This window comes from Pseudomonas sp. Kh14 (genome assembly GCF_900291005.1).
GTDB lineage: Bacteria > Pseudomonadota > Gammaproteobacteria > Pseudomonadales > Pseudomonadaceae > Aquipseudomonas > Aquipseudomonas alloputida.
Map to the genome: position 1 here is coordinate 152,879 of NZ_OLKJ01000022.1, position 23,956 is coordinate 176,834.

General features: G+C 63.0%; 19 protein-coding genes and 1 tRNA gene. 11 read left to right on the top strand and 9 right to left on the bottom strand.

Annotated elements, in window-relative coordinates; genetic code table 11:
* Positions 1–76 precede the first annotated feature (76 nt).
* A complete protein-coding gene (gene acnA, locus FQ668_RS10335) occupies positions 77–2,818 on the bottom strand; it encodes an aconitate hydratase AcnA (RefSeq protein WP_014591798.1) in 2,742 nt (913 codons plus the stop codon).
* A gap of 224 nt (positions 2,819–3,042) precedes the next feature.
* Between acnA and rlmM the strand changes: the two genes are divergently transcribed.
* The 3 genes from rlmM to pdxB all read left to right on the top strand — a co-directional run bounded on the left by rlmM (position 3,043) and on the right by pdxB (position 6,336).
* Entirely contained in the window at positions 3,043–4,107 is a 1,065-nt protein-coding gene (rlmM, locus tag FQ668_RS10340; RefSeq protein ID WP_004577178.1) for a 23S rRNA (cytidine(2498)-2'-O)-methyltransferase RlmM, read from the top strand.
* A 783-nt stretch (positions 4,108–4,890) separates the two neighbouring features.
* On the top strand, positions 4,891–5,133 hold the full coding sequence (tusA, locus tag FQ668_RS10350) for a sulfurtransferase TusA (RefSeq protein WP_003248727.1): 243 nt from the start codon (positions 4,891–4,893) through the stop codon (positions 5,131–5,133).
* 60 nt (positions 5,134–5,193) lie between these two features.
* Positions 5,194–6,336: a 4-phosphoerythronate dehydrogenase PdxB gene (pdxB, locus tag FQ668_RS10355; RefSeq protein WP_014591797.1), complete on the top strand. Its 1,143-nt coding sequence runs from the start codon at positions 5,194–5,196 to the stop codon at positions 6,334–6,336.
* Between the two features lie 114 nt (positions 6,337–6,450).
* Here the strand turns inward: pdxB and FQ668_RS28520 are convergent, their stop codons facing one another.
* Positions 6,451–6,624 carry a PA1571 family protein gene (locus FQ668_RS28520; protein WP_014591796.1) on the bottom strand — a complete coding sequence of 58 codons (174 nt, stop codon included), beginning with the start codon at positions 6,622–6,624 and terminating at the stop codon, positions 6,451–6,453.
* Positions 6,625–6,834: 210 nt separating this feature from the next.
* Here FQ668_RS28520 and FQ668_RS10360 point away from each other — a divergent pair, with 210 nt between their 5' ends.
* Together FQ668_RS10360 and FQ668_RS10365 are read left to right on the top strand one after the other, a co-directional pair.
* Positions 6,835–8,598, top strand: coding sequence for an ABC transporter transmembrane domain-containing protein (locus FQ668_RS10360; protein WP_023389407.1), 1,764 nt, complete (start codon positions 6,835–6,837; stop codon positions 8,596–8,598).
* A 171-nt stretch (positions 8,599–8,769) separates the two neighbouring features.
* Positions 8,770–10,386 (top strand): methyl-accepting chemotaxis protein, encoded by a 1,617-nt coding sequence (locus FQ668_RS10365; RefSeq protein WP_026031878.1) that lies wholly within the window; start codon positions 8,770–8,772, stop codon positions 10,384–10,386.
* Between the two features lie 107 nt (positions 10,387–10,493).
* On the opposite strand, the gene FQ668_RS10370 is transcribed toward FQ668_RS10365, so the two are convergent.
* Together FQ668_RS10370 and FQ668_RS10375 are read right to left on the bottom strand one after the other, a co-directional pair.
* Positions 10,494–10,570: transfer RNA gene (locus FQ668_RS10370), tRNA-Pro, on the bottom strand.
* A gap of 80 nt (positions 10,571–10,650) precedes the next feature.
* Positions 10,651–10,872, bottom strand: a complete 222-nt coding sequence (locus FQ668_RS10375; RefSeq protein WP_003248738.1) for a YgdI/YgdR family lipoprotein — start codon at positions 10,870–10,872, stop codon at positions 10,651–10,653.
* A 187-nt stretch (positions 10,873–11,059) separates the two neighbouring features.
* Between FQ668_RS10375 and moaB the strand changes: the two genes are divergently transcribed.
* Positions 11,060–11,599: a molybdenum cofactor biosynthesis protein B gene (moaB, locus tag FQ668_RS10380; protein ID WP_014591793.1), complete on the top strand. Its 540-nt coding sequence runs from the start codon at positions 11,060–11,062 to the stop codon at positions 11,597–11,599.
* Positions 11,583–12,809 carry a gephyrin-like molybdotransferase Glp gene (gene glp / locus FQ668_RS10385; RefSeq protein WP_019437642.1) on the top strand — a complete coding sequence of 409 codons (1,227 nt, stop codon included), beginning with the start codon at positions 11,583–11,585 and terminating at the stop codon, positions 12,807–12,809. Before moaB ends, glp begins: the two co-directional genes overlap by 17 nt.
* On the opposite strand, the gene FQ668_RS10390 is transcribed toward glp, so the two are convergent.
* Entirely contained in the window at positions 12,798–14,045 is a 1,248-nt protein-coding gene (locus FQ668_RS10390; RefSeq protein ID WP_019437643.1) for a glycosyltransferase family 4 protein, read from the bottom strand. The genes glp and FQ668_RS10390 overlap by 12 nt on opposite strands.
* Positions 14,046–14,301: 256 nt before the next feature.
* Between FQ668_RS10390 and yegS the strand changes: the two genes are divergently transcribed.
* The gene (gene yegS / locus FQ668_RS10395) at positions 14,302–15,189 is read left to right on the top strand and encodes a lipid kinase YegS (RefSeq protein ID WP_053868121.1); all 888 of its coding nucleotides are present in this window, start codon (positions 14,302–14,304) and stop codon (positions 15,187–15,189) included.
* Here yegS and FQ668_RS10400 read toward each other — a convergent pair.
* The 3 genes from FQ668_RS10400 to FQ668_RS10410 all read right to left on the bottom strand — a co-directional run bounded on the left by FQ668_RS10400 (position 15,173) and on the right by FQ668_RS10410 (position 17,594).
* A complete protein-coding gene (locus FQ668_RS10400) occupies positions 15,173–15,832 on the bottom strand; it encodes a response regulator transcription factor (RefSeq protein WP_019437645.1) in 660 nt (219 codons plus the stop codon). The two genes, yegS and FQ668_RS10400, sit on opposite strands and share 17 nt — an antisense overlap.
* Entirely contained in the window at positions 15,822–16,718 is an 897-nt protein-coding gene (locus FQ668_RS10405; protein ID WP_014591788.1) for a sensor histidine kinase, read from the bottom strand. The genes FQ668_RS10400 and FQ668_RS10405 overlap by 11 nt, the downstream gene beginning before the upstream one ends.
* Positions 16,719–17,084: 366 nt before the next feature.
* On the bottom strand, positions 17,085–17,594 hold the full coding sequence (locus FQ668_RS10410) for a hypothetical protein (protein WP_026031879.1): 510 nt from the start codon (positions 17,592–17,594) through the stop codon (positions 17,085–17,087).
* A 351-nt stretch (positions 17,595–17,945) separates the two neighbouring features.
* On the opposite strand from FQ668_RS10410, the gene FQ668_RS10415 reads away from it, so the two are divergent.
* Positions 17,946–18,881 carry a chemotaxis protein CheV gene (locus FQ668_RS10415; protein WP_014591786.1) on the top strand — a complete coding sequence of 312 codons (936 nt, stop codon included), beginning with the start codon at positions 17,946–17,948 and terminating at the stop codon, positions 18,879–18,881.
* Positions 18,882–18,936: 55 nt separating this feature from the next.
* Positions 18,937–19,740, top strand: coding sequence for an MOSC domain-containing protein (locus tag FQ668_RS10420; protein ID WP_014591785.1), 804 nt, complete (start codon positions 18,937–18,939; stop codon positions 19,738–19,740).
* A gap of 111 nt (positions 19,741–19,851) precedes the next feature.
* Here FQ668_RS10420 and FQ668_RS10430 read toward each other — a convergent pair whose 3' ends face one another.
* Positions 19,852–21,777, bottom strand: coding sequence for a transglycosylase SLT domain-containing protein (locus FQ668_RS10430; protein WP_019436904.1), 1,926 nt, complete (start codon positions 21,775–21,777; stop codon positions 19,852–19,854).
* Positions 21,778–21,997: 220 nt separating this feature from the next.
* Between FQ668_RS10430 and FQ668_RS10435 the strand changes: the two genes are divergently transcribed.
* Positions 21,998–23,926 carry an ATP-binding cassette domain-containing protein gene (locus FQ668_RS10435; protein WP_014591783.1) on the top strand — a complete coding sequence of 643 codons (1,929 nt, stop codon included), beginning with the start codon at positions 21,998–22,000 and terminating at the stop codon, positions 23,924–23,926.
* Positions 23,927–23,956 lie beyond the last annotated feature (30 nt).

Sequence of the window (23,956 nt, forward strand, 5' to 3'; positions counted from 1 at the left end):
GATTCATTGATTGCAGAGATTGAGCGCCGCCCCCGCGGCGCTCGGTTTCAAGAACGGAACGAATCTTCGGCCAGACTCAACCGGCGATCATCTGGCGCAACACATAATGCAGAATCCCCCCCGCCTTGAAGTATTCCACCTCGTTCAGGGTATCAATGCGGCATAGCACCTCGATCTGTTCCTGTTGGCCATCCTCGCGGGTGATGCGCAATGGCAGGCTCATGCCGGGGTGGATATGTGCGCCGTCCAGCCCCAGTACATCGATCTGCTCCTTGCCGGTCAGCCCCAGCTGTTTGCGGTTGTGCCCAGCCTTGAATTGCAGCGGCAACACGCCCATGCCCACCAGGTTGGAGCGGTGAATACGCTCGAAGCTTTCTGCCAGCACGGCCTTGACCCCCAGCAGGTTGGTACCCTTGGCTGCCCAGTCGCGGCTCGAGCCGGTGCCGTACTCCTGGCCGGCAATCACCAGCAGCGGGGTGCCTTCCTGCTGGTAACGCATGGCCGCGTCGTAGATCGACAGCTTCTCGCCAGTGGGCACATGCAAGGTGTTGCCGCCTTCTTCGCCTGCCAGCATTTCGTTGCGGATACGGATGTTGGCGAAGGTGCCGCGCATCATCACTTCGTGGTTGCCACGCCGCGAACCGTAGGAGTTGAAGTCGCGTGGCTCCACACCCTGTTCCCGCAGGTAGCGCCCGGCCGGGCTGTCGGTCTTGATGTTGCCGGCGGGGGAAATGTGGTCGGTGGTCACTGAGTCGCCCAGCAGCGCCAGCACCCGTGCGCCGTGAATATTGGCAATTTGTGGCGGCGGCCCGCCGATGCCGTCGAAGAACGGTGGGTGCTGGATGTAGGTGGAGTCAGCCTGCCACACGTAAGTGGCGGCCTGTGGCACCTCGATTGCCTGCCATTGCGCATCACCGGCAAACACTTCGGCGTACTCCTTGTGGAACATCGCCGTATCGACCTTGGCCACGGCCTCGGCAATTTCCTTTTGGCTCGGCCAGATATCCCGCAGGTAGACCGGTTGGCCGTCCTTGTCTGACCCCAGCGGGTCGCGCGTCAGGTCCAGGCGCACGCTACCGGCCAAGGCGTAGGCCACCACCAGTGGGGGCGAGGCCAGCCAGTTGGTCTTGACCAGTGGGTGCACGCGGCCCTCGAAGTTGCGGTTGCCCGATAGCACCGAGGCCACGGTGAGGTCGGCGCTGCCAATGGCTTTTTCGATCGCCTCGTCCAGCGGGCCGGAGTTGCCGATGCAGGTGGTGCAGCCATAACCGACCAGATCGAAGCCAAGCTGGTCGAGGTAAGGCGTGAGCCCGGCTGCCTTGAAGTAGTCAGTGACCACCTTGGAGCCCGGCGCCAGCGAGCTCTTGACCCAAGGTTTGCGTTGCAGGCCTTTTTCCAGGGCTTTTTTCGCCACCAGCCCGGCAGCCATCATCACGCTGGGGTTGGACGTGTTGGTACATGATGTGATCGCGGCAATCACCACGGCGCCATCGCGCAGGGTGTGGGTCTGGCCCTGATGGCTGTAGTCGATCTCGCCGGCCTGATCGGCGTTGCCCACCGCCACGCCGCCGCCACCTTCGTTTTCCAGGCGGCCAACCTCTTTGGCCAGCGGTTTGGGCTGCAGCTCGATGAAGTGGTCGAAGGCCTGGCTGACCTGGCCCAGTGCTACGCGGTCCTGCGGCCTTTTGGGCCCGGCCAGGCTGGCTTCGACCTCGTCCATGTTCAGTGCCAGCGTGTCGCTGAATGACGGCTCCTGGCCGGGCAGGCGCCACATGCCCTGCGCCTTGCAGTACTGCTCGACCAGCCTTACGGTCGCTTCGGGGCGGCCCGAAAGGCGCAGATAGTCCAGGGTGACCTGGTCGACCGGGAAGAAGCCACAGGTGGCGCCATATTCCGGTGCCATGTTGGCGATGGTCGCGCGGTCTGCCAGGGGCAGCTCGGCCAGGCCGTCGCCGTAGAATTCGACGAACTTGCCCACCACGCCTTTCTTGCGCAGCATCTGCGTCACGGTCAGCACCAGATCAGTGGCAGTGATGCCCTCTCGCAGCTTGCCGGTCAGCTTGAAGCCGATCACTTCGGGGATCAGCATCGATACCGGCTGGCCGAGCATGGCCGCTTCCGCTTCGATGCCGCCGACACCCCAGCCGAGGACGCCCAGACCGTTGATCATAGTGGTGTGCGAGTCTGTGCCCACCAAGGTATCGGGGAAGGCATAGGTGCGGCCATCAGCCTCACGGGTCCATACCGTGCGGCCCAGGTATTCCAGGTTGACCTGGTGGCAAATGCCGGTGCCCGGCGGGACCACGCGGAAGTTGTCGAATGCGCTCTGGCCCCAACGCAGAAAGGCATAGCGCTCACCATTGCGTTGCATCTCGATGTCGACGTTTTCGGCGAAGGCTTGCGGCGTGCCGTAGCGGTCGACCATTACCGAGTGGTCGATCACCAGGTCGACCGGTGACAGCGGGTTGATCCGTTGCGGGTCGCCACCAGCCTTGGCCATGGCGGCGCGCATGGCCGCCAGGTCGACCACGGCGGGCACGCCGGTGAAGTCCTGCATCAACACCCGCGCCGGGCGGTACTGGATCTCGCGGTCGGAGCGCCGTTCGCCAAGCCATTGGGCAATGGCGCGTAAGTCCTCTCCGGTGACGGTCGCGCCATCCTCCCAGCGCAGCAGATTTTCCAGCAGCACTTTCAGCGACATGGGCAGGCGCTGCAGGTCACCCAGCTGGCGGGCGGCCTCGGTGAGGCTGAAGTAGTGGTAGGTCTTGTCGCCGACCTTGAGGGGCTTGAGGGTGTTCAGGCTATCGAGCGAGGGCATTGCCAACTCCTTCTGCACCGGTGCCCGGCAAATATTCACGGTTTGCCTGCAGCACCGCTCTGTATCGGTCCGCACGGCACGGACCTGGCTGAATGGTCAGGTTAGACCGGTTTACGCTACCTGACCTTTTTCTGGACCGGCGGGGCGTGTCGCAGGTTCCGAACTTCCTTTATCATCGCCGCCCTGCCGGCGCCTGTGGTGCGCCAGCCGTAGTGGAGTGAGAGATGAATACCCTGTTCATGCATTGCCGGCCCGGTTTCGAGGGCGAGGTTTGCGCCGAAATCAGCGAACATGCCGCCCGCCTGGGTGTTGCCGGCTATGCCAAAGGCAAGCCGCAAAGTGCCAGTGCCGAGTTTGTCTGTAGCGAGGAGGGCGGTGCCGAGCGCTTGATGGGGGAACTGCGTTTCAACCAGCTGATTTTCCCGCGGCAGTGGGCACGTGGCGGTTACGTCGAACTGCCGGAAAGTGACCGCATCAGTGTGTTGCTGGCGCAGTTGGCTGATTTCCCGGTGTTCGGCAGCCTTTGGCTAGAGGTGCTGGACAGCAACGAAGGCAAGGAATTGTCCACCTTCTGCCGAAAGTTCGAAGTGCCGTTGCGCAAGGCCCTGGAGAAGGCCGGCCGCTTGGTAGACGACCCTGGTCGCCCACGCTTGCTGCTGACCTTCATCAGCGGCCGCCGGGTGTTTGTCGGCGTTGCATCGGCCAGCAACAGCGCCTTGTGGCCCATGGGCATCCCGCGCCTGAAGTTCCCTCGCGAGGCACCTAGCCGTTCGACACTCAAGCTGGAAGAGGCCTGGCACCAGTTCATTCCGCGTGAGCAGTGGGAGCAGCGCCTGGGTGATGACATGACCGGCGTCGACCTGGGAGCCTCGCCGGGTGGCTGGACCTACCAGCTGGTGCGCCGCGGCATGCTGGTGACAGCCATCGACAACGGGCCGATGGCCGAAAGCCTGATGGACACCGGCCTGGTCCAGCACTTGATGGCCGATGGGTTTACCTGGCAGCCGAAGCAGCCGGTAGACTGGATGGTGTGCGATATCGTCGAGAAGCCGGCGCGTACCACCTCGCTGATTGAAACCTGGCTGGGTGAGGGGCTGTGCCGCGAGGCGGTGGTCAATCTGAAGTTGCCAATGAAGCAGCGTTATGCCGAAGTACGGCGCCTGCTCGACCGTATGGAGGCAACATTCAAGGCACGCAAGATCAGGGTGTCGATTGCCTGCAAGCAGCTGTACCACGACCGTGAAGAAGTAACCTGCCACCTGCGGCGGCTCGACTTGAAGCCACGCTGAGGCCAGCACGTCGTTCTGCTTCTGCTTCTGCTTCTGCTTCTGCTTCTGCTTTTGCTTCTAAGCGCGCGATAGTTCAGGCGACGCAGATTGCGACTTCAGGAGGCCGAGTGCAGGGCTTGCGAAGGGAGGTGACGGGCATGGATGCCCGTCAAGCGCTGGGCCCCAGGATGGGGCCTGCAGCGCGGTCCTCCCGGGAGCAAGCCCGGAGCCGAGGGGACCCCGGAGCGCAGCGCAGGGGCCGGATGATGGGAGCCGACGGTTTTTGGTTCCTTTTTGCCACGACAAAAAGGGACCCGCCGTAAGGGCGGAAAGGTGACTATGCGCCACCGTCGCAAATGAATACCTACTTGATGTGGATGCTCACATCCAAGAAGCAAGAAGCAAGAAGCAAATTCGTCTGTTTTGACTCAGCGAACCGTCCGTTTGCGATGGCGACTCTGACTCACCTTTTCGCCCTTACGGCGAGTCACTTTTTGTCAAACGCGACAAAAAGTAACCAAAAAACGCTGCGCTCCCATCATCCGGCCCCTGCGCTGCGCTCCGGGGTCCCCTCACTCCGGCCTTGCTCCCGGCAGGACCGCGCCGAAGGCCCCATCCTGGGGCCTCAGCGCTTGACGGGCATCCATGCCCGTCACCTGCCTCCGCAAGGCCTGCGTTCGGCCTCCAGAAGTCGCGAAGATCAAGATCAAGATCAAGATCAAGATCAAGAGCGCTGGGTTTGAAAGCCGTGCTTGGACCGCGTCGCGCTATGCGCGACAATAGCGATCATTTTCGGAGCCCCCCATGACCGATTTCACCCCCGACGCCATCCTCGATGCCACCGGCCTGAACTGCCCGGAACCCGTGATGATGCTGCACCAGCACGTACGCAACCTGGCCGCTGGCGGCCTGCTCAAGGTCATCGCCACCGACCCGTCGACCCGCCGCGACATCCCCAAGTTCTGCAACTTCCTCGGCCACGAGCTGCTGCAGCAGCAAGAGGACGCCGGCACTTTCCTGTACTGGATCCGCAAGAAAGCCGACTGAATCGCTCTGGAACACGCCCGGCGTTGCGCCTACACTGCGCTCCCCAGACAGGAGAGCGCCATGCTGATAGTTGCCGACGAGAACATCCCGCTGCTCGATGCCTTCTTCCAGGGTTTCGGTGAAATTCGCCGCTACCCTGGCCGAAGCCTCGATGCTGCCAGCGTCAAGGATGCCGATATCCTGCTGGTGCGCTCCGTGACCAAGGTCGACCGTCAGCTGCTCGAAGGCAGCCGTGTACGCTTTGTCGGCACTTGCACCATCGGCACTGATCACCTGGACCTGGATTACTTTGCAGAAGCTGGCATCCGCTGGAGCAGCGCACCTGGCTGCAATGCCCGCGGCGTGGTCGATTACGTGCTGGGCAGCCTGCTGACCCTGGCCGAACTGGATGGCGTGGCATTGCCTGAACGCGTGTATGGCGTAGTGGGCGCGGGTGAAGTGGGTGGCCGCCTCGTGCGGGTGCTGCATGGCCTGGGCTGGAAGGTGCTGGTGTGCGACCCGTTGCGTCAGGCCGCCGAGGGCGGCGACTACGTCAGCCTCGAAACCATCCTGCAGCAGTGCGATGTGATCAGCTTGCATACCCCGTTGCAACGCGGCGGCCAGCACCCGACCTGGCACCTGCTGGGGCAGGCGCAGCTGGCACAGTTGCGCCCGGGCGCCTGGCTGTTAAACGCCAGCCGTGGCCCGGTAGTGGACAACGTGGCCCTGCGCGAGCTGCTGCTGGACCGTGAAGACGTGCACGCGGTGCTGGATGTGTGGGAAGGGGAGCCGCAGGTCGACCTGACGTTGGCCGACCTGTGCACCCTCGCTACGCCGCACATTGCCGGCTATAGCCTCGATGGCCGCCAACGTGGCACGGCGCAGATCTACCAAGCGCTTTGCCGCTTCCTCGGTGTGAACGAGCAGGTGCGACTGGCCGAGCTGCTGCCCAAACCACCGCTGGCGCAGATCGAGCTGGATGCCAGCACCGACCTGTCATGGGCCATGGCCACCCTGTGTCGCGCCGTGTATGACCCGCGCCGTGATGATGCCGATTTCCGCCGTAGCCTGAGCGATGATCCGCAGCAACAGCGAGCGGCGTTCGACCAGTTGCGCAAGCAATACCCACCTAGGCGCGAGATCGAGGGGCTGGCAGTGCGCTTGCACGGGGAGGCGCCGCAGTTGGCACAGTTGGTCAGTGCCTTGGGTGGGGTGTTGGTCTAAGCAAGCCTTGTCTTGATCTTGCAGGTAGGTGCGGTTGCCCGTTGGGGCGGCCAAGCCCACTGGCTGGGCAGATAAAAACCCGGCGCAAGCGCCGGGTTGCAAAGAATTCGCCGATCAACCTTTGCGTACGCGCTCGACACGGCTTTCTTCCAGGGCCTTGCAGGCCTGCTGGATCATCTGCTCGGTGATCGGCACTTCGCGCCCCTTGGCGTCGATGATCGAACCGCATACTTGCTGTTGCGGGGAGGTCTGGGGCTTCTGGTTATCACTGCCATGCTGCAAGCTCATGCACTGTCTCCTCTTCAGGTTCAAGCTCAGGGTAGCCCTGCGCCGTGACTGGCCTGTGACAGCTTCCGGGTCACGGCAGCAACAGTCCAGCAGAAACCCTGTGAAAGCTCCATAAGCTGTTTAGATCGATGCGTTATAGCAACCTTCATGCAGTCTCCCGACCGGGATGAGTGGTAGGCTGCCGCTTCCCCACCTTTTGTGGTCGTCGTCATGCCCGAATCGGTTTCCCCGCGCCAACGCCGCGCCTTGCGCCTGGCTTGGCAGTTCGTTCGCCCTTATCGCCGCCAGGTGCTGCTGGCATTGCTGGCGCTGGTGGTCACCGCTGCCATCACCCTGTCGATGGGCCAAGGTATCCGCCTGCTGGTGGATCAAGGCTTCATGACCCGCTCCGCGCACCAGCTCAATCAAACCATCGGGCTGTTCCTGCTGCTGGTGCTGGCGCTGGCGGTGGGTACCTTCAGCCGTTTTTATCTGGTGTCGTGGATTGGCGAGCGTTGTGTGGCCGATATCCGTCGTGCCGTCTTCAATCACCTGATCGGCCTGCACCCAGGTTTTTTCGAGGACAACCGCAGCTCCGAGATCCAGTCTCGGCTGACTGCGGACACCACCTTGCTGCAATCAGTGATCGGTTCATCGCTGTCGATGTTCCTGCGCAATGCGCTGATGGTCATTGGCGGTGTGGTATTGCTGTTCATCACCAACCCCAAGCTCACCAGCATCGTGGTGGTAACGCTGCCGCTGGTGTTGGCACCGATCCTGTTGTTCGGCCGTCGTGTGCGCAGCCTGTCGCGGCAGAGCCAGGACAGGGTCGCCGATGTGGGCAGCTACGTGGCTGAGACGCTGGCGCAGATCAAGACCGTGCAGGCCTACAACCACCAGGCGCACGACCGCGAACTGTTCGCCGATACGGTCGAAGCAGCGTTTACTGTTGCCCGCAAGCGGATTACACAGCGTGCCTGGCTGATTACCCTGGTGATCGTTCTGGTGTTGGGGGCGGTGGGGGTGATGCTGTGGGTCGGCGGCATGGATGTGATCGCCGGGCGTATATCCGCAGGCGAGCTGGCTGCATTCGTGTTCTACAGTCTGATCGTCGGCAGCGCCTTCGGTACCCTCAGTGAGGTGATCGGCGAACTGCAACGGGCCGCGGGTGCCGCTGAGCGCATTGCCGAACTGTTGGCAGCGCGAAGTGCCATCCTGCCGCCCGCCGTGGCGCAGCTGCTGCCACAGCAGCGGGCCAGCGGGCGAATCGAACTGCAGCAGGTGGTGTTCGCTTACCCCTCACGGCCCACGGTGGCAGCTGTCGACGGCCTGAGCCTGACCATCGAGCCCGGGCAGACCGTCGCCCTGGTTGGCCCTTCCGGGGCAGGCAAGTCGACCCTGTTCGATTTGTTGCTGCGCTTTTACGACCCACAGCAAGGGCGCATCCTGCTCGATGGCCAGCCGGTTACCGAATTTGATCCCGACCAGCTACGCCGGCAGTTCGCTTTGGTGGCACAAAACCCCTCGCTGTTCCGTGGCACAGTGGAGGCCAACATTCGTTATGGCCGGCCCGAGGCGACCTTGGCCGAAGTCGAAGCAGCAGCCCGCGGCGCCCATGCCGACGAATTCATCCGGCAACTGCCCCAAGGCTACCAGACACAACTGGGGGAGGGCGGCATCGGCCTTTCTGGCGGGCAACGCCAGCGCCTGGCGATTGCCCGGGCCTTGCTGGTCGATGCGCCGATCCTGTTGCTCGACGAAGCCACCAGTGCCCTTGATGCACAAAGCGAATACTTGATCCAGCAAGCGCTACCCAGCCTGATGGCCGGCCGTACCACGCTGGTGATCGCCCATCGCCTGGCCACGGTGCAGCATGCCGAGCGCATCGCGGTCATCGACCAAGGCCGGCTGGTGGCGGTCGGCACCCACCGTCAGTTGATCGAGGACAGCCCGCTGTATGCGCGGCTGGCAGCGCTGCAGTTCACCACGGGCTAGCGTGTCGTGGCTTTGTAACATTTCTGTAGTAATTGCCTGAGAAGATTTGCCTCAACTGTTGCGTAAGTGCTCGACCTGGCTGCCATTGCGTAATGGCAGCTTTTTTTTGGCCTGCCAGTAATGAGGCTGTACAGCGGCCTCAGCCTACTCCCTCTGGTTCCGAGACCCTCGATGTTGCGTAAATCCCTCAGAGTGCAAATTCTCTCGCTGCTCGGCGGCAGTGTGCTGGCGATGCTGCTGATCGCCCTGGTGTGTTTCCAGTTCCTGTCGTCCAGCGTGCGTGGCTACGCCGAGCTGGTCGACGGGCCGCTGCGGGCCTCGCAATTGATTGACGAAGCCAACCTGCAGTTCAAGATCCAGGTGCAGGAATGGAAGAACGTGCTGCTGCGCGGGCGCCAGCCTGCGGAGATGGACAAGTACTGGCAGCAGTTCCAGGCCCGCGAACAGCAAGTACAGCAACTGCTCGGGCAATTGATCGACAACAGCGATGCCAGGCTCAAGGTGTCGCTGCAGCAATTGCGCGACAGCCACCGCCAGTTGAGCCAGGCCTATGCGCAAGGCCGCCAGGCCTTCCTTGCGGCAGGCGGCGACCCGGTAGCGGGCGACCGGGCGGTCAAAGGCGTGGATCGTGCCGCCAGTGAGCAGATGAGCGAACTGGTCGAGCAACTGCGCGCCGATGCTCGCCAGCGTGCAGCCAGCATCAATGCCAGTGCCGAGCGCACGGTATGGTTGGGCCTGGTGGTGATGCTGGCTTCTGCGGGGCTGGTGGGGCTGCTCAGCCTGTGGCTGGTCAACCGAAGCTTGATCGAGCCGATCCGCCAGTTGATCGAGTACGTCGCGCAGCTCAGCCAGGGCTGCTTTGCTGCCCGGGTCGACAGCCGTCGGGAGGATGAGCTGGGGCGCCTGGCGCGAGCGGCCAACACCCTGCGTGACTTCCTTGCCGATACCGTCGGCCGGCTGCAGGACAACGCTCAGGAGCTGGAAGGTGCCAGCGGCCAGTTGCGCAGTATTGCCGGTGATATGGCCCGCGGTACTCATGACCAGTTCCAGCGTACCGACCAGGTGGCCACGGCCATGCACGAAATGTCCGCCACTGCCCAAGAGGTCGCTCGCCACGCCGCCGAGGCTGCCCGCGCGGCCGATGACGCCGACCACAGCGCCCAGGCCGGCGAGCAGGTGATGCAGCAGACCATCGACATCATCGGGCTGGTCAACCGCGAAATCGCCGGCACGGCAACGGTAATTCGCGATCTGGAGCATGACAGCACACGGATAGGCAAAGTGCTGGAAGTGATCCGCGGCATTGCTGAACAGACCAACCTGCTGGCGCTTAACGCGGCCATCGAAGCAGCCCGTGCTGGCGAAGCCGGGCGTGGTTTTGCGGTGGTCGCCGATGAAGTGCGTAGCCTGGCCCAGCGCACGGCAGCGTCGATTGCAGAAATTCACCAGATCATCGAGGCGGTACAGTCGGGGGCTGTGGAGGCGGTCAAGGCCATCGAAAGTGGCCAGCAACGTAGCCGGGAAGGGGCTGAGCAGGTCGAGCAGGCCGGCCAGATGCTGCAACGTATCACCCAGGCGGTGGAGGCGATCCGCGACATGAACCGGCAGATCGCCACAGCGGCCGAGGAGCAGACCAGTGTGGCTGAAGATATCTCGCGCAACCTGATCGAAATCACCCGAATTGCCACGGCCAACCAGGAAGCGGTGCAGCATACCGAGCAGGCGGGGCAGCGCCTGCATGGTTTGTCAGGGCAGTTGGGCGAAGTCACCTCCCGCCTGAGTGCCTGACTGGATCTGCAGGGGTTGCAGGTGCCCATATAGGCTGAAACCGCGCACTGACGTATTTTTCGCACACAACAAAAAGCCCGCACATGGCGGGCTTTCTGACAAGGATTTGGTCGGAGAGACAGGATTCGAACCTGCGGCCTTCTCGTCCCGAACGAGACGCGCTACCTGGCTGCGCTACACTCCGATGAACAAAATCCTACTGCATCCCGTTTTTGCTCGCAAGCCCTTGTTGTTTAAAGGGCCATAGCCTGAACGGGGCCTTGATCAGAGCTCTTTGACGGTGCGGATCTGGTCCTTGTTCAGGCGTGTGCGCTTGCCGTCGAGTTGCTCGAATTCATAGAAGCCAGAGTCTTCGTCGTAGGACGGTTTGTCGGTTGCCTGGATCTCCCGGCCATCGTTCAGGGTAATGACGGTTGGGGTCGAGCAGCCAGCAAGGGCGCCCAAACCCAAGGCAAGCAGGAAGGCGGGTAGGGTCCGTTTGATCATCGTGTTTCTCCAAGTGCGATGGTGCTAGATGACATTTATGACGCAGGACGTTAGTGCAAGTTCACTCCAAGTGCAGCATAGCGACTAATTTGTCCCCTTGACCCAAGGCAAGGCTTAGGGGGGCAACGCTGGAAAAGGTGCGCTGTGATATAACTGCGTCCATCTCATCCTGTTGTGACGGACACCCATGAAAGCCAAGGCAGATACCCCCTTCGTGGCGCTAAGCATCGCCGTACTCACGGTCAGCGACACCCGTACCTTCGACACCGACACCTCTGGCCAGATGTTCGTCGACCGCCTGAGCGCCGCCGGTCACCGCCTTGCCGAGCGCGTGCTGCTCAAGGATGACCTGTACAAGATCCGGGCCCAGGTCGCCACATGGATCGCCGATGACAACGTGCAAGTGGTGCTGATTACGGGCGGTACCGGGTTTACTGGTCGCGACAGCACCCCAGAGGCGGTGGCGTGCCTGCTGGACAAGCAAGTAGACGGCTTTGGTGAGCTGTTCCGGCAGATTTCCGTGGCCGACATTGGCACCTCCACCGTGCAGTCGCGTGCCTTGGCCGGGCTGGCAAACGGCACACTGGTGTGCTGCCTGCCGGGCTCCACCAACGCTGTGCGTACCGGTTGGGATGGCATCCTGGCCGAGCAGCTCGATGCCCGTCATCGCCCTTGCAACTTCGTGGCGCACCTGAAGCAGGCAGCGGCCTGTGACAGCCGTGGCTGAGGTCAGCCAGGCCCGGCCGCTGATGCCGGTGGAACAGGCGCTGGAGCAACTGCTGGCGCTGGCCGAAGCTGCACCGATCCGCGAGACCGAAAACCTGCCGCTGGCCGAAGCCGAGGGCCGCGTGCTGGCCACCGACCTGATGGCCTCGCTCGACCTGCCGCCCTGGCCGAACAGCGCCATGGACGGCTATGCCTTGCGCCTGGCTGACTGGCAGGGCCAGCCGCTGCCGGTCAGCCAGCGTATTTTCGCCGGTCATGCGCCCCAGCCGCTGCAACCGGGTACCTGCGCGCGGATATTCACCGGTGCGCCTGTGCCGGAGGGAGCCGACTGCGTCGAGATGCAGGAAAACACCGAAGTACTCGAAGATGGCCGGGTGCGCTTTCTCGAAGTGTTGCGCGCCGAGCAGAACATACGCCCTCAAGGCCAGGAAACCCGCAAGGGCGAGCAGGTGATGAGCGCCGGCACCCGCCTTGGACCGATCGAACTGGGCCTGGCGGCGACCTTGGGGCATGGCCGTCTGGACGTGGTGCGCAAGGTGAAAGTGGCGGTGCTGTCGACCGGTGACGAACTGGTCGAGCCAGGCCTGCCGCTTGGGCCCGGGCAGATCTACAACAGCAACCGCAGTCTGCTGATCAGCTGGTTGCAGCGGCTGGGTTGCGAAGTGGTCGATGCCGGCATCCTGCCGGATGACCTGGCGCGCACTCGCACCTGCCTGGCTGAACTGGGTGGTGTAGACCTGATTCTGTCCACCGGAGGTGTCTCGGTGGGCGAGGCCGACTACCTCGGTGCTGCCCTGCGCGAGGCCGGCGAACTGGCGTTGTGGAAGCTGGCGATCAAACCGGGCAAGCCGCTGACCTTCGGCCACTTCCAGGGCGTGCCGGTGATTGGCTTGCCGGGCAACCCCGCCTCGACCTTGGTCACCTTCGGTCTGCTGACCAGGCCCTACCTGCTGCGTCGTCAGGGTGTGATTGACGTTACGCCGTTGCGTTTCGACATGCCGGCTGGGTTTGACTGGCCCAAGCCGGGTACGCGCCGCGAATATCTGCGCGCGCGCATCGAGCAAGGCCGGGTGAGCATCTACAAGAACCAGAGCTCGGGTGTGCTGCGCAGCGCCGCCTGGGCGCAGGGGCTGGTGGAAGTGCGTGAGGGCAGCACGCCGAAGCAGGGCGACAACGTGCCATTCATCCCCTTCAGCGAGCTACTTGGCTGAGCGGCCCAGCCAGGCACTGGCCAGCGGCGCGGCCTCGGCCGGTGCCGCCTGAGTCAGGCGTATGTGCACAGTTTCCAGTTGTTGGGCAGCCACGCTCCAGTCGTGGCGCTGGCGGGCAAACTGGCGCCCGGCATCGCTCAACTGGCTCATGCGCCAGGGCTGATTGAGCAACTGGGTGATCAGCAATGCCAGTTGATCACCGTCGTCACTGCCCAGGTAGTGCTCGCCGTTATTCACGGTCAGGCCTGAAACGCCCTTTTCGGTGGTGATCACGGGTAAGCCTGCGGCCATCGCTTCGAGGATTTTCACCTTCGAGCCACCGGCATAGCGCAGGGGGGCAAAGAACAGTGCGGAACGTCGTTGCAGTTCACGCAGGTCGGGGCGGTAGCCGAACCATTCAATGCGTGGGTCGTTCCAGTGAAGCTTCCAGTTGGCCGGCATGGCATGCCCGGCGATCGCCAGACGCACCGCCGGGTTGCTCATCCACACCTTCGGCATGATGTCGTCCAGTGCCCACTCGATGGCCTCCAGATTGGCGCCATATTCGAAATTGCCGACGAACAACAAACGCTGGCTGTGCAGCGCAGGTTGCACCTGCTGGTAAAAATCACAGTCCACGCCGTTGACCACCACATTCACCGGGCGCCCGCTGATCTGCGCGATCAGCTCGGCATCGTGGGCGCTGACAGCCACCAGTTCGGTGGGCTGGCGCAGCACACGGTGTTCCCAGCGCCGGTAGCGCCAGCGGTCGAAGGCGTTGAGCGGGCGCAGCCACAGCGGCAGGCGATCGTGGCAGGCACCGCCCATTACCGACTCCAGGGTGTGCTCGCTAAGCATGTAGGGCAGCCTGCGAGCCTGCAGGGCTTTTTCGAACGGCTGGAAGCTGTAGCTGTGCTCGATCTGGATCACGTCCCAGGGTTCGTCCAGCAGTTGCTCGAACCGGTGCCGCAGGCAAGGCGCCAGGCCATTGATGATTGCCCGCATGGGGTAGTCGATGATGGGGGATGCCAGTAGGTTGAGTGGGCTGTGCAGCGGCCTGCGGGGTAGCACGATCAGGCGTTCGAGGAGTGGCTCGAGGGCCTCGCGTGCTGCATCGCTGAGAGGGATTTTCGACTGCACCAGCAGGGTGATCCGGTGACCGCGCTGGGCCAGCGCACGCAGCAGATGGTATTGCCGGGTCTTGTGGCCGCTGGTGGTCGGCCAAGGCAGGTAGGGCAGTGTCCAGAGAATGCGCATGACCCGAAGTCCTCAAGAAAGGCTGCAGATAGCAAAACGCGCCCGTTGGCAGCAGTGGGGGAGCCACTGCCGGGCGCGTCCATGGCAATAGGGGTATTTTCTGAGCATAGCCGGGATTGCCAAGTGTGGAAAAAATGACCGGCGACGCGATCAGTTGCCGGCGTGGCGCCGGCCCAGTGTTTTTTCCAGGGCATGCAACGATCCGGGCGGGCCAGTGGTCGAGATAGGGGGTGGTCCATTTTACGGAGACGCATACATGCAAGGGCGCAAGGCAATGCTGGTGCTGCACGGCAAGCAGGCGATGAACGAAGACGTGCGCAGCGCCGTGGGCGACCTGCGCGATAGTGGCTGGGTGCTGGACGTACGGGTTACCTGGGAGGCGGGCGACGCCCAACGGCTGGTCGCCGAGGCACTGGCAGCGGGCTACAGCCATATCGTCGCCGGTGGCGGGGACGGCACGTTGCGTGATGTGGCTGAGGCAATGGGCCTGGCTGCTGCTCAAGCCAGCCTGGCCTTGTTGCCCTTGGGGACGGCCAACGATTTTGCCAAAGCCGCTGGCATCCCCTTGGAGCCGGCACCGGCGCTGGCCTTGCTGAATGTCGCGCCACAACCGATAGACCTGGGGCAGGCTGGCGATCAGCTGTTCCTCAACATGGCCACGGGTGGCTTTGGCAGCCAGGTCACTGCCAATACCTCCGAAGACCTCAAGAAAGTGCTGGGCGCTGCGGCTTACCTGTTCACCGGGTTGTCCCGCTTCAGTGAGCTACAGGCGGCTTCGGTGGAGCTACAGGGGCCGGGCTTCCATTGGCAAGGGGATTTGCTGGCGCTGGGTATCGGCAATGGCCGACAGGCTGGGGGAGGGCAGGTGCTGTGCCCCGAAGCCATGGTCAACGACGGTTTGCTTGACGTCGCTATTCTGCCTGCCCCACAGGAAGTGGTGGGGGCTCTGCGGGACCTGTTGGGTGGTGACGGCCTGTTCGTTCGGGCCAGGCTGCCATGGGTCGAGATCAAGAGTTCGCAAGGGTTGGACATCAATCTCGATGGCGAGCCGTTGCAGGCTGCCAGCCTGCGCTTTCAGGCAAGGCCGGCGGCGTTGCACCTGCACCTGCCGGCCGGGTCGCCGTTGCTCAGTCATCCAGGCTGATGATTTTTTCGCGTACGGCGAACAGCACCAGGCCGGCCACGTCGTGAATCTGCAGGCGCTTCATGATTTGCGAGCGGTGAGTTTCCACGGTCTTGATGGACAGGCCCAGGCCCCCAGCGATCTCCCGGGTGGACTTGCCGCGCACGATCAGGCGCAGGATCTCAAGTTGCCGTGAAGTCAGATTATGCCGTTCGCCAGCGCTTGGCTTGCCTTGTTGGGTGTGCCGCAGCGCCTGGTTGATGACGGTGTGGGCGATGGCCGGGCTGAGGTAGCGCTCACCGTGGCGGACGGCACCCAGCGCCTGTTCCAGCTCGTTGGCGCTGGTATCCTTGAGCAGGTAGCCGTGGGCGCCGCTTTCCAGGGCCCGCATGATCAGGTCCGGGTCGGTGTGCATGGACAGGATCAGCACCTTGCAGGTACTGCCGCTGGCCCGCAGTTGGGTGAGGGCGTCCAGGCCACTGGTCGAACGCATGGAGATGTCCAGCAAGATGATGTCGGGCGCCAGTGCGCGCACCTGGTCCAGTAGCTGGTTGCCGTCGTCGGCTTCGCCGACCACGTCATAGCCGGGGATGTCGCAGACCAGTGCGCGCACCCCGGCGCGGATCAGCGAGTGGTCATCTACCAGCAGTAGTCTACAGGTCATGGTTGATAATACTCCTGGCGCGTTGCTGGGTGCGCGGGGACCACGGGAACATCGCTTCGATCTGCGTGCCTCGGCCAGGCTGACTGGTGATCTCGAGGCTGCCCTGCAGCGCGATTACCCGCTCCTGCATGCCGGCCAGGCCGCGCTGACCGGCCTCGGCCGGGTGCCGGGCAGGGGCGAAACCACGACCATCGTCGTGGATCGACAGCGCCAGCCCCTCAGGGGTGCGTTGCAGGCGGATGACCAAGTTGTGTGCCTGGGCGTGGCGCAGCATGTTGGTCACTGCCTCCTGGGTAATACGGAACACTGCCATGGCCACGGCTTCGTCGATGCCGCCCAGGCGCTGGTTGCACGCCAGGCTCCAGTGCACGCCGCTGCTGGCCAGGGTGCGTACCAGGTGTGCGCGCAGGCTGGCTTCCAGGCCAAGGCTGGCCAACTGCCGGGGGTTGAGCAGCGCGGAAACATCGCGCACGTTACCGAGGGTGTCATCCAGCGTGCTGCGCAGGGCGTCGCAGTGCCCCTGCAACTCGTCGGGCATGCGCCGTTGCAGCCACTGCAGTTGCAGCTTGGCAGCGGTGAGCAGTTGACCGATGTCGTCGTGCAGTTCCCGGCCCAGATGCTGGCGCTCGTCTTCTTGCACCTTGAGCATGCGCTCGGCCAGCTCGGCGGGGCGCAGGTGGATCGATCTGGCGCCCAGGCCCAGTTGTACAACAGCCCCCAGCGTGGCGACCAACTGCAGCACCAGCAGGCTGGCCGGGATTGTCTGGTTGGCCAGGTACAGCGCCATGTTGGCAACCAGTGAGGCCACGCACAGCCCGACTGTTGCCCAGCGCAGCACGGCGGCGCGGGAGCAGCAATGCAAAGAAGTCTTCAAGCGTGGAAACATAGGTAGGGAGGCCACTGAAGTATTGCTGATGGAGGCCTTGCACAATGCTGCTCAGAGGCTTTGGCGCAGTACTTTCGTTGTTTTTTTGAACACGTATTCTTGCCACCGTTGTTCCGGTCGCAAGCGTTTGTGGGGGCGCATATTACCACTTTGCATTGCATCGGTCGCGGCCGGGTAACGCGTTGAAACGCCTACTGGTCGGGCGCTTTCGGGTAGCAAAGTGCCACCCTTTAATCGCGCTGTACCCACTTGTGCTGTAACTAGCGCGGCAATGATTCAACGGCATGCACCGAAAGCCTGGTGAACTTTCAAAGTTCGACCATGGTCGGGTTTCAATAAAGTTGCTTAGTTGCACTTTGCGTCAGGTTAATGCATGCGGTTAGAGCGGTTGGGGAGAGTGCCGGTTGCCGCGTCACTGTGCGGGTGAATGCACGCGTTGCCTTCTTCATCGCAGGACGCACAGGCTGGCGCAAAGGGGGGTTGTACGACCTTGGCCAATTCACCCAGCAGCACCAGTTGCTCGCCGATGTCCAGGTTCAGCCGCCCTGTACGGCTATCGACCAGCTCCAACTGCCAGGCCAGCAAGGTCAGGCACGCCCCTATCGCGGGTAGGGCTTCACGCTGCAGGCAGCCACCGTGACAGGCCGGGGCGAGCAACTGTTGCAGGGCGGTGGTGTAGTGGGCAACTTCACGCAGGCCCAGGCGCGTAGCTTGACGGGCGATAGTGTCGAGGGTGTTGTTCAGGCAACTGCAGGCATCCGGGTCATTGTCTATAAGCTCCAGATGCTGCAGGCATTCCTGGGCCTGGGTCAGCAGTACCTGGGCATCCAGCAGAAAGCCCTGCAGGGCGTCATCGAACGATAAGGCAGTGTCCATCATCATATCCCCGCGCGTGGGGTAGGCGCAGGGGGCGGGCACGCCGAAACGATAGCTAGCAAAAGCCTGACTCCATTCATGCAATGAGAATGGCGTCACATTAATGGCTAAAGGATATCGCGAACATCAGGTTGCACCCGATTGCTGCTAAGGGTTTCCCTGATCAACGGCTAGGGTAGGGAACTTTTGTCGTGCCCCTGATTTGCCCCGGCGTGTCGGCAGTAAAGCATGATGGTAAAGTGATATCAATTATCCGCGCGGCATTTTCCTGCAAGGGTCAAGGTGTGCGTGAAGCCGCCGATACAGGGTAGATGACTTCACCTTTTACGACTCAAGCCTGGGGGCTTTCCAATGGCTGGCATTCTCGACACGGTAGACCAACGCACACAACTGGTGGGTGAGAACCGCCTGGAAATTCTGATGTTTCGCCTGGCCGGTCGCCAGCTGTTCGCGATCAACGTGTTCAAGGTGCAGGAAGTACTGCAACTGCCCAAGCTGACCCTGATGCCCCAGCGCCACGCCTATGTCTGCGGTGTGGTCAACCTGCGTGGGCAGACCCTGCCGGTGATCGACCTGTCCCAGGCGATCGGTATGCGCCCGCTACAGCCGGGGCCGGACAGCACCATCATCGTCACCGAATACAACCGCTCGGTGCAGGCCTTCCTGGTGGGCGGTGTCGACCGCATCGTCAACATGAACTGGGAGTCGATCATGCCGCCGCCTTCCAGTGCCGGTCGCCAGCACTACCTGACTGCCATCACCAAGGTCGATGAGAAGCTGGTGGAGGTGATCGACGTGGAAAAGGTGCTGGCCGAGATCGTGCCCTACAACGCCCGGGTCTCTGGCGACAAGCTCGCCGACCCAGTGCTGGCCCGCGCCCGCGGCCGCGAAGTGCTGCTGGTGGACGACTCCAGTGTGGCCTTGGCGCAATTGCGCGATACCCTGTCCCAGCTGGGCATGAAGCTGCATGTGGCCAGTGATGGCCTGAAGGCGCTGCGCATGCTCAAGGCTTGGGCCGACGCCGGCGAGGACGTGTGCGAAAAGCTGCTGATGGTGTTCACCGATGCAGAAATGCCGGAGATGGACGGCTATCGGCTTACCACCGAGATCCGCAGCGATGCCCGTCTGCGCCAGCTCTATGTGGTGCTGCACACTTCGCTGTCGGGCAGTTTCAACGAATCCATGGTGAAGAAGGTGGGCTGTGACAACTTCCTTTCCAAGTTCCAGCCTGATCGCCTGGTCGATGTGGTCAAGCAGCGCCTGCTGCTGGATACCACCGCTGCGTGAACGTTGTGCCGGCCAGGTATAAGCTTGGCTTTTGGCATGAAGCGAGGCAGCAGGGATGTTTCTCAGTGAGTTGTATCGATACCCGGTGAAGTCGGGGCAGGCGCAAAGCCTGAAGGCATCACCGGTGGGGTTGCTGGGGTTGCAAGGCGACCGGCGCTGGATGGTGGTCGAGGAAGAAAACGGACGCTTCCTGACCCAGCGTGCCTGGCCACAACTTGGCCAGATCGACGCGAGCGATGACGACAGCGGCCATTTGCTGCTGCAAGCCCCTGGACAGGCGCCGTTGCGGGTGCCAGTGCCGCCTGCCGATGACGCCCTGCGCGGCGTGACGATCTGGCGCGATACCCTGCGTGTGCCGGACGCTGGCGATGCCGCGGCGGCCTGGTTGAGTGAGTTGCTGGGCAAAGCCGTACGCCTGGTACATTGCCCGGAGCAGCGTGCGCGTTACCTGCCCAATGGATACGGCTTCAACAGTGACCGTGCGGCGTTTCCGGATGGTTTCCCCTTGCTGCTGATTGGGCAGGGCTCGCTGGATGAGCTTAACCGGCGTATTGGCCGCCCCATGTCGATGCGGCGCTTTCGGCCCAACCTGGTGGTGCAGGGCGCGGAGCCGTTTGCCGAGGATGGCTGGAAGCGGATTCGCATCGGCAGCTTGGTGTTTCGCGTGCTCAAGCCCAGTGTGCGGTGCATCTTCACGACCATCGATCCAGCCACCGGGGAGCGCAGCGCTGACCGTGAGCCGATGGTTACGTTGAAGACTTTCCGCGAAAAAGAAGGCGACGTGCTGTTCGGCCAGAACCTGGCTGTGGATGGCAGTGGGTGGCTGGAGGTGGGGATGGAAGTAGAAATCCTGGAATAGGTGTGTTGCCTGTGCCGGCCTCTTCGCGGGTGAACCCGCTCCTACAACGACCGCGTAACCCTTGCAGGAGCGGGTTCACCCGCGAAGAGGCCGGTTCAGGCTCAACAGCAATCACATGTCATCGAAATACCGTTCATGCCAATCCACCAGTGGCTGCGGTGAATTCAGCTTCTGCCCGTATATCACTGAATACGACAGCACGTTCTGTACATACTGGCGCGTTTCGTCGAACGGGATCGACTCCACCCACACATCGAAGCTCAGGTGCTTGGCCCCTTTGAGCCACTGTCGAACGCGCCCGGGCCCGGCGTTGTAGGCTGCCGAAGCCAGCACCCGGTTGCCGTTGAACTGGCTGTGTACCTGGCTCAGGTAGGCCGCACCCAGCTGGATGTTCTTGTCCGGGTTCAGCACTTGCGCCGGTGAGGCCAGCGGGATGTTGAACTTGCGTGCGGTTTCCTTGGCGGTGGCCGGCATCAGTTGCATCAGGCCGCTGGCGCCCACGGGTGAGCGTGCGTCTTCCATGAAGGCGCTTTCCTGGCGAGTGATGGCGAATACCCAGCTCGAATGCAGGCCGCGAACCTTGGCTTCACGCACCAGCGTGTCGCGGTGGGCCATGGGGAAGCGGATGTCCAGGTCGTCCCAGTACCGGGCCTGGCTGATGGTGCGGATGGCCGGGAAGTACCAGCGCAGCTCATAGCCCAGGCGTGCCTGTGCAACCATTTCGTCACGGGTGAAGTGGCGGCTGACGTGGTACCACTCACGACGGCCGTCGACGATCTGACCGCGGGCGTGGAATTCCAGTGCGCGCTGGATGCCGGGCGTGTTGCGAACCTTCTTGACCAGCTGGGGGCTCAGCAGCAGCGGCTTGTTGTTCAGCTGGTACGGTGTTTGTGACCGGTCGGCGGCGAGGAAGCCATAGAAGTCACGCTCACGCGCTGCGGTCTTGTACAGCAGCGGGATCTGCGGGTTGTTGGGCTGTGCCAGCTCCAGGCTGCGAGCCTGCCAGTACTTCCAGCGGCTGGTGCTGGCCAGGTCCTGGGGAAGGCGCTTGGTCAGCTCGTAAGCGTCCTCCCAGCGGCCCAGGCGCAGCAGCAGGCGAAGGCGCCATTCGCTGACAGTGTTGTCACGCAACTCGGGGTCATAGCGGGTCATCAGGTCGAGCGCGCGTGGGTCGTAGCGGCGCGCGAGGGTCAGGCCGATTTCGCGGGCGATGGCCACCTTTTCGTCACGCGAGAAGTGCATGCGCTGGGCGTAATCGTCGAGCAGTGCCATGGCCCGCTCCGGGTTCTGCCGGGCCAGGCGACGAAGGCCGAGGCTGACCACGTCGGACATGGCCTCGTTGACCGGGGTAAAGCGCGACGGCTGGTTGAGCAGCTCGGGCTTCTGCGCGACGTCGACCAGCAGGCGCCCCTGCGGGCCGAGGGTGGTCAGGGTCTTGACCAAGGTGTTGGCCAGGCCGTAGTTGCGTGCCTGGGCTGCCAGCTTGGTGCGTTCCCAGCGCTTGGCCTCGGTCAGCTGGCCTTCGGCTGCCCACATGCCGAACAGCGTGTCGCAGGCGGCAGGTTGCGATTTGCCGACGTTCCACAGCTTGTCGGCGGTGGCGTAACCTTCGGCGCGCAAGCCGTGGCTGAGCTGGTATTGGCCGTTGAGGCAGTCCAGTTCGGTGAAGTTGAGCTTGGGGTCGTAGTACTTGACGAAGGTATCCCACTCGCCGCGTTCGGCCAGCCAGCGCAACCAGCGCAGTTTCATCCAGTTGGCCTGGGGCAGGTCGCCATGCTTGGCCAGGAAACCTTCGATTTCCTGGTTGCTGGCGCTTTTCAGGCGGGCGGTGAGTTCGTCGTAGGCCAGGTAGGGCGTCAGCGGGTAGTCGCTCAACGCCTGGGCATAGCGCAGGTACGGGCCTTTGTCGCCTTTGGCCAGCGCTCGCTTGGCTTCGTCATAGTACTGGCGTTGCAGGGTCAGGTCGGTGGCCTGCGCCGCGCTGGTGGCAGCGGTAAGCAGCAGGCAGGATGCGATATGTAACAGGCGGCTGCGCATGATACGTCCGGGCAGTTGAACCATGGGAAGTGTCGGCGGAGCCAGCACTGTTGAAAGCTATTGCCTTAGCTTAGCTGTTTGCCGGCCGTGGGTGAAAGCACTGTGCTTGTATCGGGATATTAAGTTCGACCAGATGTCGCCAGGTGCCCACCGGTTGGCCTGGCGGATGCCGTCGGGGGCCAAGTCAGGTAGAATGCGCGCCCGATTTATGGAGACGAACATGACCCTGCTCAAATTCAGCGATGTGTCCCTCGCATTCGGCGCCATGCCGCTGCTGGACAAAGTGTCCTGGCAGATCGCTCGTGGCGAGCGGGTGTGCATCATCGGCCGCAACGGCACCGGCAAGTCGAGCATGCTGCGCCTGGTCAAGGGCGAGCAGAAGGGCGACGACGGCGAAATCTGGCGTGCGCCTGGCCTGAAGATCGGTGAGTTGCCACAGGAACTGCCGGTGGCCGACGAGCGCACGGTGTTCGACGTGGTAGCCGCTGGTCTGGACGGCGTGGGCGAGTTGCTGGCGCAGTTCCACCACCTGAGCATGAACATCCAGGGCGATGAAGACCTGGAAAAACTCATGCACGTCCAGCACGAGCTGGAAGCCCGCGACGGCTGGCGCCTGCAACAGGTGGTGGAAAGCACACTCAGTCGCCTGCAACTGCCGGCCGACAAGACCCTGGCCGAGCTGTCCGGTGGCTGGCGCCGCCGCGTACTGCTGGCCCAGGCGCTGGTGTCCGAGCCCGACCTGCTGCTGCTCGACGAACCGACCAACCACCTGGACATCGGTGCCATCGCCTGGCTCGAAGAGGCCCTGCGTGGCTTCAACGGCGCGGTATTGTTCATCACCCACGACCGTTCGTTCCTGCAGAACCTGGCCACCCGTATCCTCGAACTGGACCGCGGCGGCCTGATCGACTGGAACGGTGACTACGCCAGCTTCCTGGTGCACAAGGAGGCCGCACTGGCCGCCGAAGAAACCGCCAACGCGCTGTTCGACAAGCGCCTGGCCCAGGAAGAAGTGTGGATTCGCCAGGGCATCAAGGCCCGCCGTACTCGCAACGAAGGCCGCGTGCGTGCACTGAAGGCCCTGCGTGTAGAGCGTGGCGAGCGCCGTGAACGACAGGGCAAGGCCAACATCCAGATCGAAGCCGCGGATAAATCCGGCAAGCAGGTGATGGTGCTGGAGAATGTCAGCTTCCATCACGCGGACGGGCCCCTGCTGGTCAAGGACTTTTCCATGGTCCTGCAGCGCCAGGATCGCATCGGTCTGCTGGGCGCAAACGGCACTGGCAAGACGACGTTGCTCAAGATGATGCTGGGCGACCTTGAGCCCACTGCGGGCAAAGTGGAGCGCGGCACCAAGCTTGAGGTGGCCTATTTCGACCAGATGCGCCACCAGCTCGACCTGGAAAAGACCGTGATCGACAACCTGGCTGAAGGCCGTGATTTCATCGAGATCGATGGCCAGAACCGCCACGTGCTGAGCTACCTGGGCGACTTCCTGTTCAGCCCCCAGCGCGCGCGTACGCCGGTCAAGGCGTTGTCGGGTGGTGAGCGTGCACGGTTGCTGCTGGCCAAGCTGTTCAGCAAGCCGGCCAACCTGCTGGTGCTCGACGAACCGACCAACGACCTGGACGTGGAAACCCTCGAGCTTCTGGAAGAGGTGCTGTCCAACTACAAGGGCACCGTGCTGATGGTCAGCCACGACCGGGCCTTCCTCGACAACGTCGTGACCAGCACCCTGGTGTTCGAAGGCGAGGGCAAGGTGCGTGAGTATGTGGGCGGTTACGAGGACTGGATTCGCCAGGGCGGCTCGCCGAAGCTGCTGGGTGTGACCGAGAGCAAGGGTGGTAAGTCTGCACTCAACAGCGCGGTGGTGGAGAAGGTCGAGGCCAAGCCTGAGCCTGTTGCGGCGCCGGTGGTGGAAGAAGCTTCGAAGAAGAAGCTCAGCTACAAGCTGCAGCGTGAGCTGGAGATGCTGCCGGGGCAGATCGATGAGCTGGAGCAGCGTATGGCTGAAGCCCAGGAAGAAGTGAATGCGGCGGGCTTCTATCAGCGGCCGATTGCAGAAACTTCGGCGGTGCTGGCACGGATCGAGAAGCTGCAGGGTGAGCTGGATGTCTTGGTGGAGCGCTGGGCTGAGCTGGAAGGCTGATTGGCGTTAGCCTGTTCCGCCTTCTTCGCG

What these genes read in the sequence shown, in the direction of transcription:
- moaB (WP_014591793.1), top strand. Translation starts at nt 11,060, where the DNA reads ATGAAAGCCAAGGCAGATACCCCCTTCGTGGCGCTAAGCATCGCCGTA.
- FQ668_RS10390 (WP_019437643.1), bottom strand. Translation starts at nt 14,045, where the DNA reads ATGCGCATTCTCTGGACACTGCCCTACCTGCCTTGGCCGACCACCAGC.
- FQ668_RS10365 (WP_026031878.1), top strand. Translation starts at nt 8,770, where the DNA reads ATGTTGCGTAAATCCCTCAGAGTGCAAATTCTCTCGCTGCTCGGCGGC.
- FQ668_RS10435 (WP_014591783.1), top strand. Translation starts at nt 21,998, where the DNA reads ATGACCCTGCTCAAATTCAGCGATGTGTCCCTCGCATTCGGCGCCATG.
- rlmM (WP_004577178.1), top strand. Translation starts at nt 3,043, where the DNA reads ATGAATACCCTGTTCATGCATTGCCGGCCCGGTTTCGAGGGCGAGGTT.
- pdxB (WP_014591797.1), top strand. Translation starts at nt 5,194, where the DNA reads ATGCTGATAGTTGCCGACGAGAACATCCCGCTGCTCGATGCCTTCTTC.
- FQ668_RS10420 (WP_014591785.1), top strand. Translation starts at nt 18,937, where the DNA reads ATGTTTCTCAGTGAGTTGTATCGATACCCGGTGAAGTCGGGGCAGGCG.
- FQ668_RS10400 (WP_019437645.1), bottom strand. Translation starts at nt 15,832, where the DNA reads ATGACCTGTAGACTACTGCTGGTAGATGACCACTCGCTGATCCGCGCC.
- FQ668_RS10430 (WP_019436904.1), bottom strand. Translation starts at nt 21,777, where the DNA reads ATGCGCAGCCGCCTGTTACATATCGCATCCTGCCTGCTGCTTACCGCT.
- tusA (WP_003248727.1), top strand. Translation starts at nt 4,891, where the DNA reads ATGACCGATTTCACCCCCGACGCCATCCTCGATGCCACCGGCCTGAAC.
- yegS (WP_053868121.1), top strand. Translation starts at nt 14,302, where the DNA reads ATGCAAGGGCGCAAGGCAATGCTGGTGCTGCACGGCAAGCAGGCGATG.
- FQ668_RS10405 (WP_014591788.1), bottom strand. Translation starts at nt 16,718, where the DNA reads ATGTTTCCACGCTTGAAGACTTCTTTGCATTGCTGCTCCCGCGCCGCC.
- acnA (WP_014591798.1), bottom strand. Translation starts at nt 2,818, where the DNA reads ATGCCCTCGCTCGATAGCCTGAACACCCTCAAGCCCCTCAAGGTCGGC.
- FQ668_RS10375 (WP_003248738.1), bottom strand. Translation starts at nt 10,872, where the DNA reads ATGATCAAACGGACCCTACCCGCCTTCCTGCTTGCCTTGGGTTTGGGC.
- FQ668_RS10410 (WP_026031879.1), bottom strand. Translation starts at nt 17,594, where the DNA reads ATGGACACTGCCTTATCGTTCGATGACGCCCTGCAGGGCTTTCTGCTG.
- FQ668_RS10360 (WP_023389407.1), top strand. Translation starts at nt 6,835, where the DNA reads ATGCCCGAATCGGTTTCCCCGCGCCAACGCCGCGCCTTGCGCCTGGCT.
- FQ668_RS28520 (WP_014591796.1), bottom strand. Translation starts at nt 6,624, where the DNA reads ATGAGCTTGCAGCATGGCAGTGATAACCAGAAGCCCCAGACCTCCCCG.
- FQ668_RS10415 (WP_014591786.1), top strand. Translation starts at nt 17,946, where the DNA reads ATGGCTGGCATTCTCGACACGGTAGACCAACGCACACAACTGGTGGGT.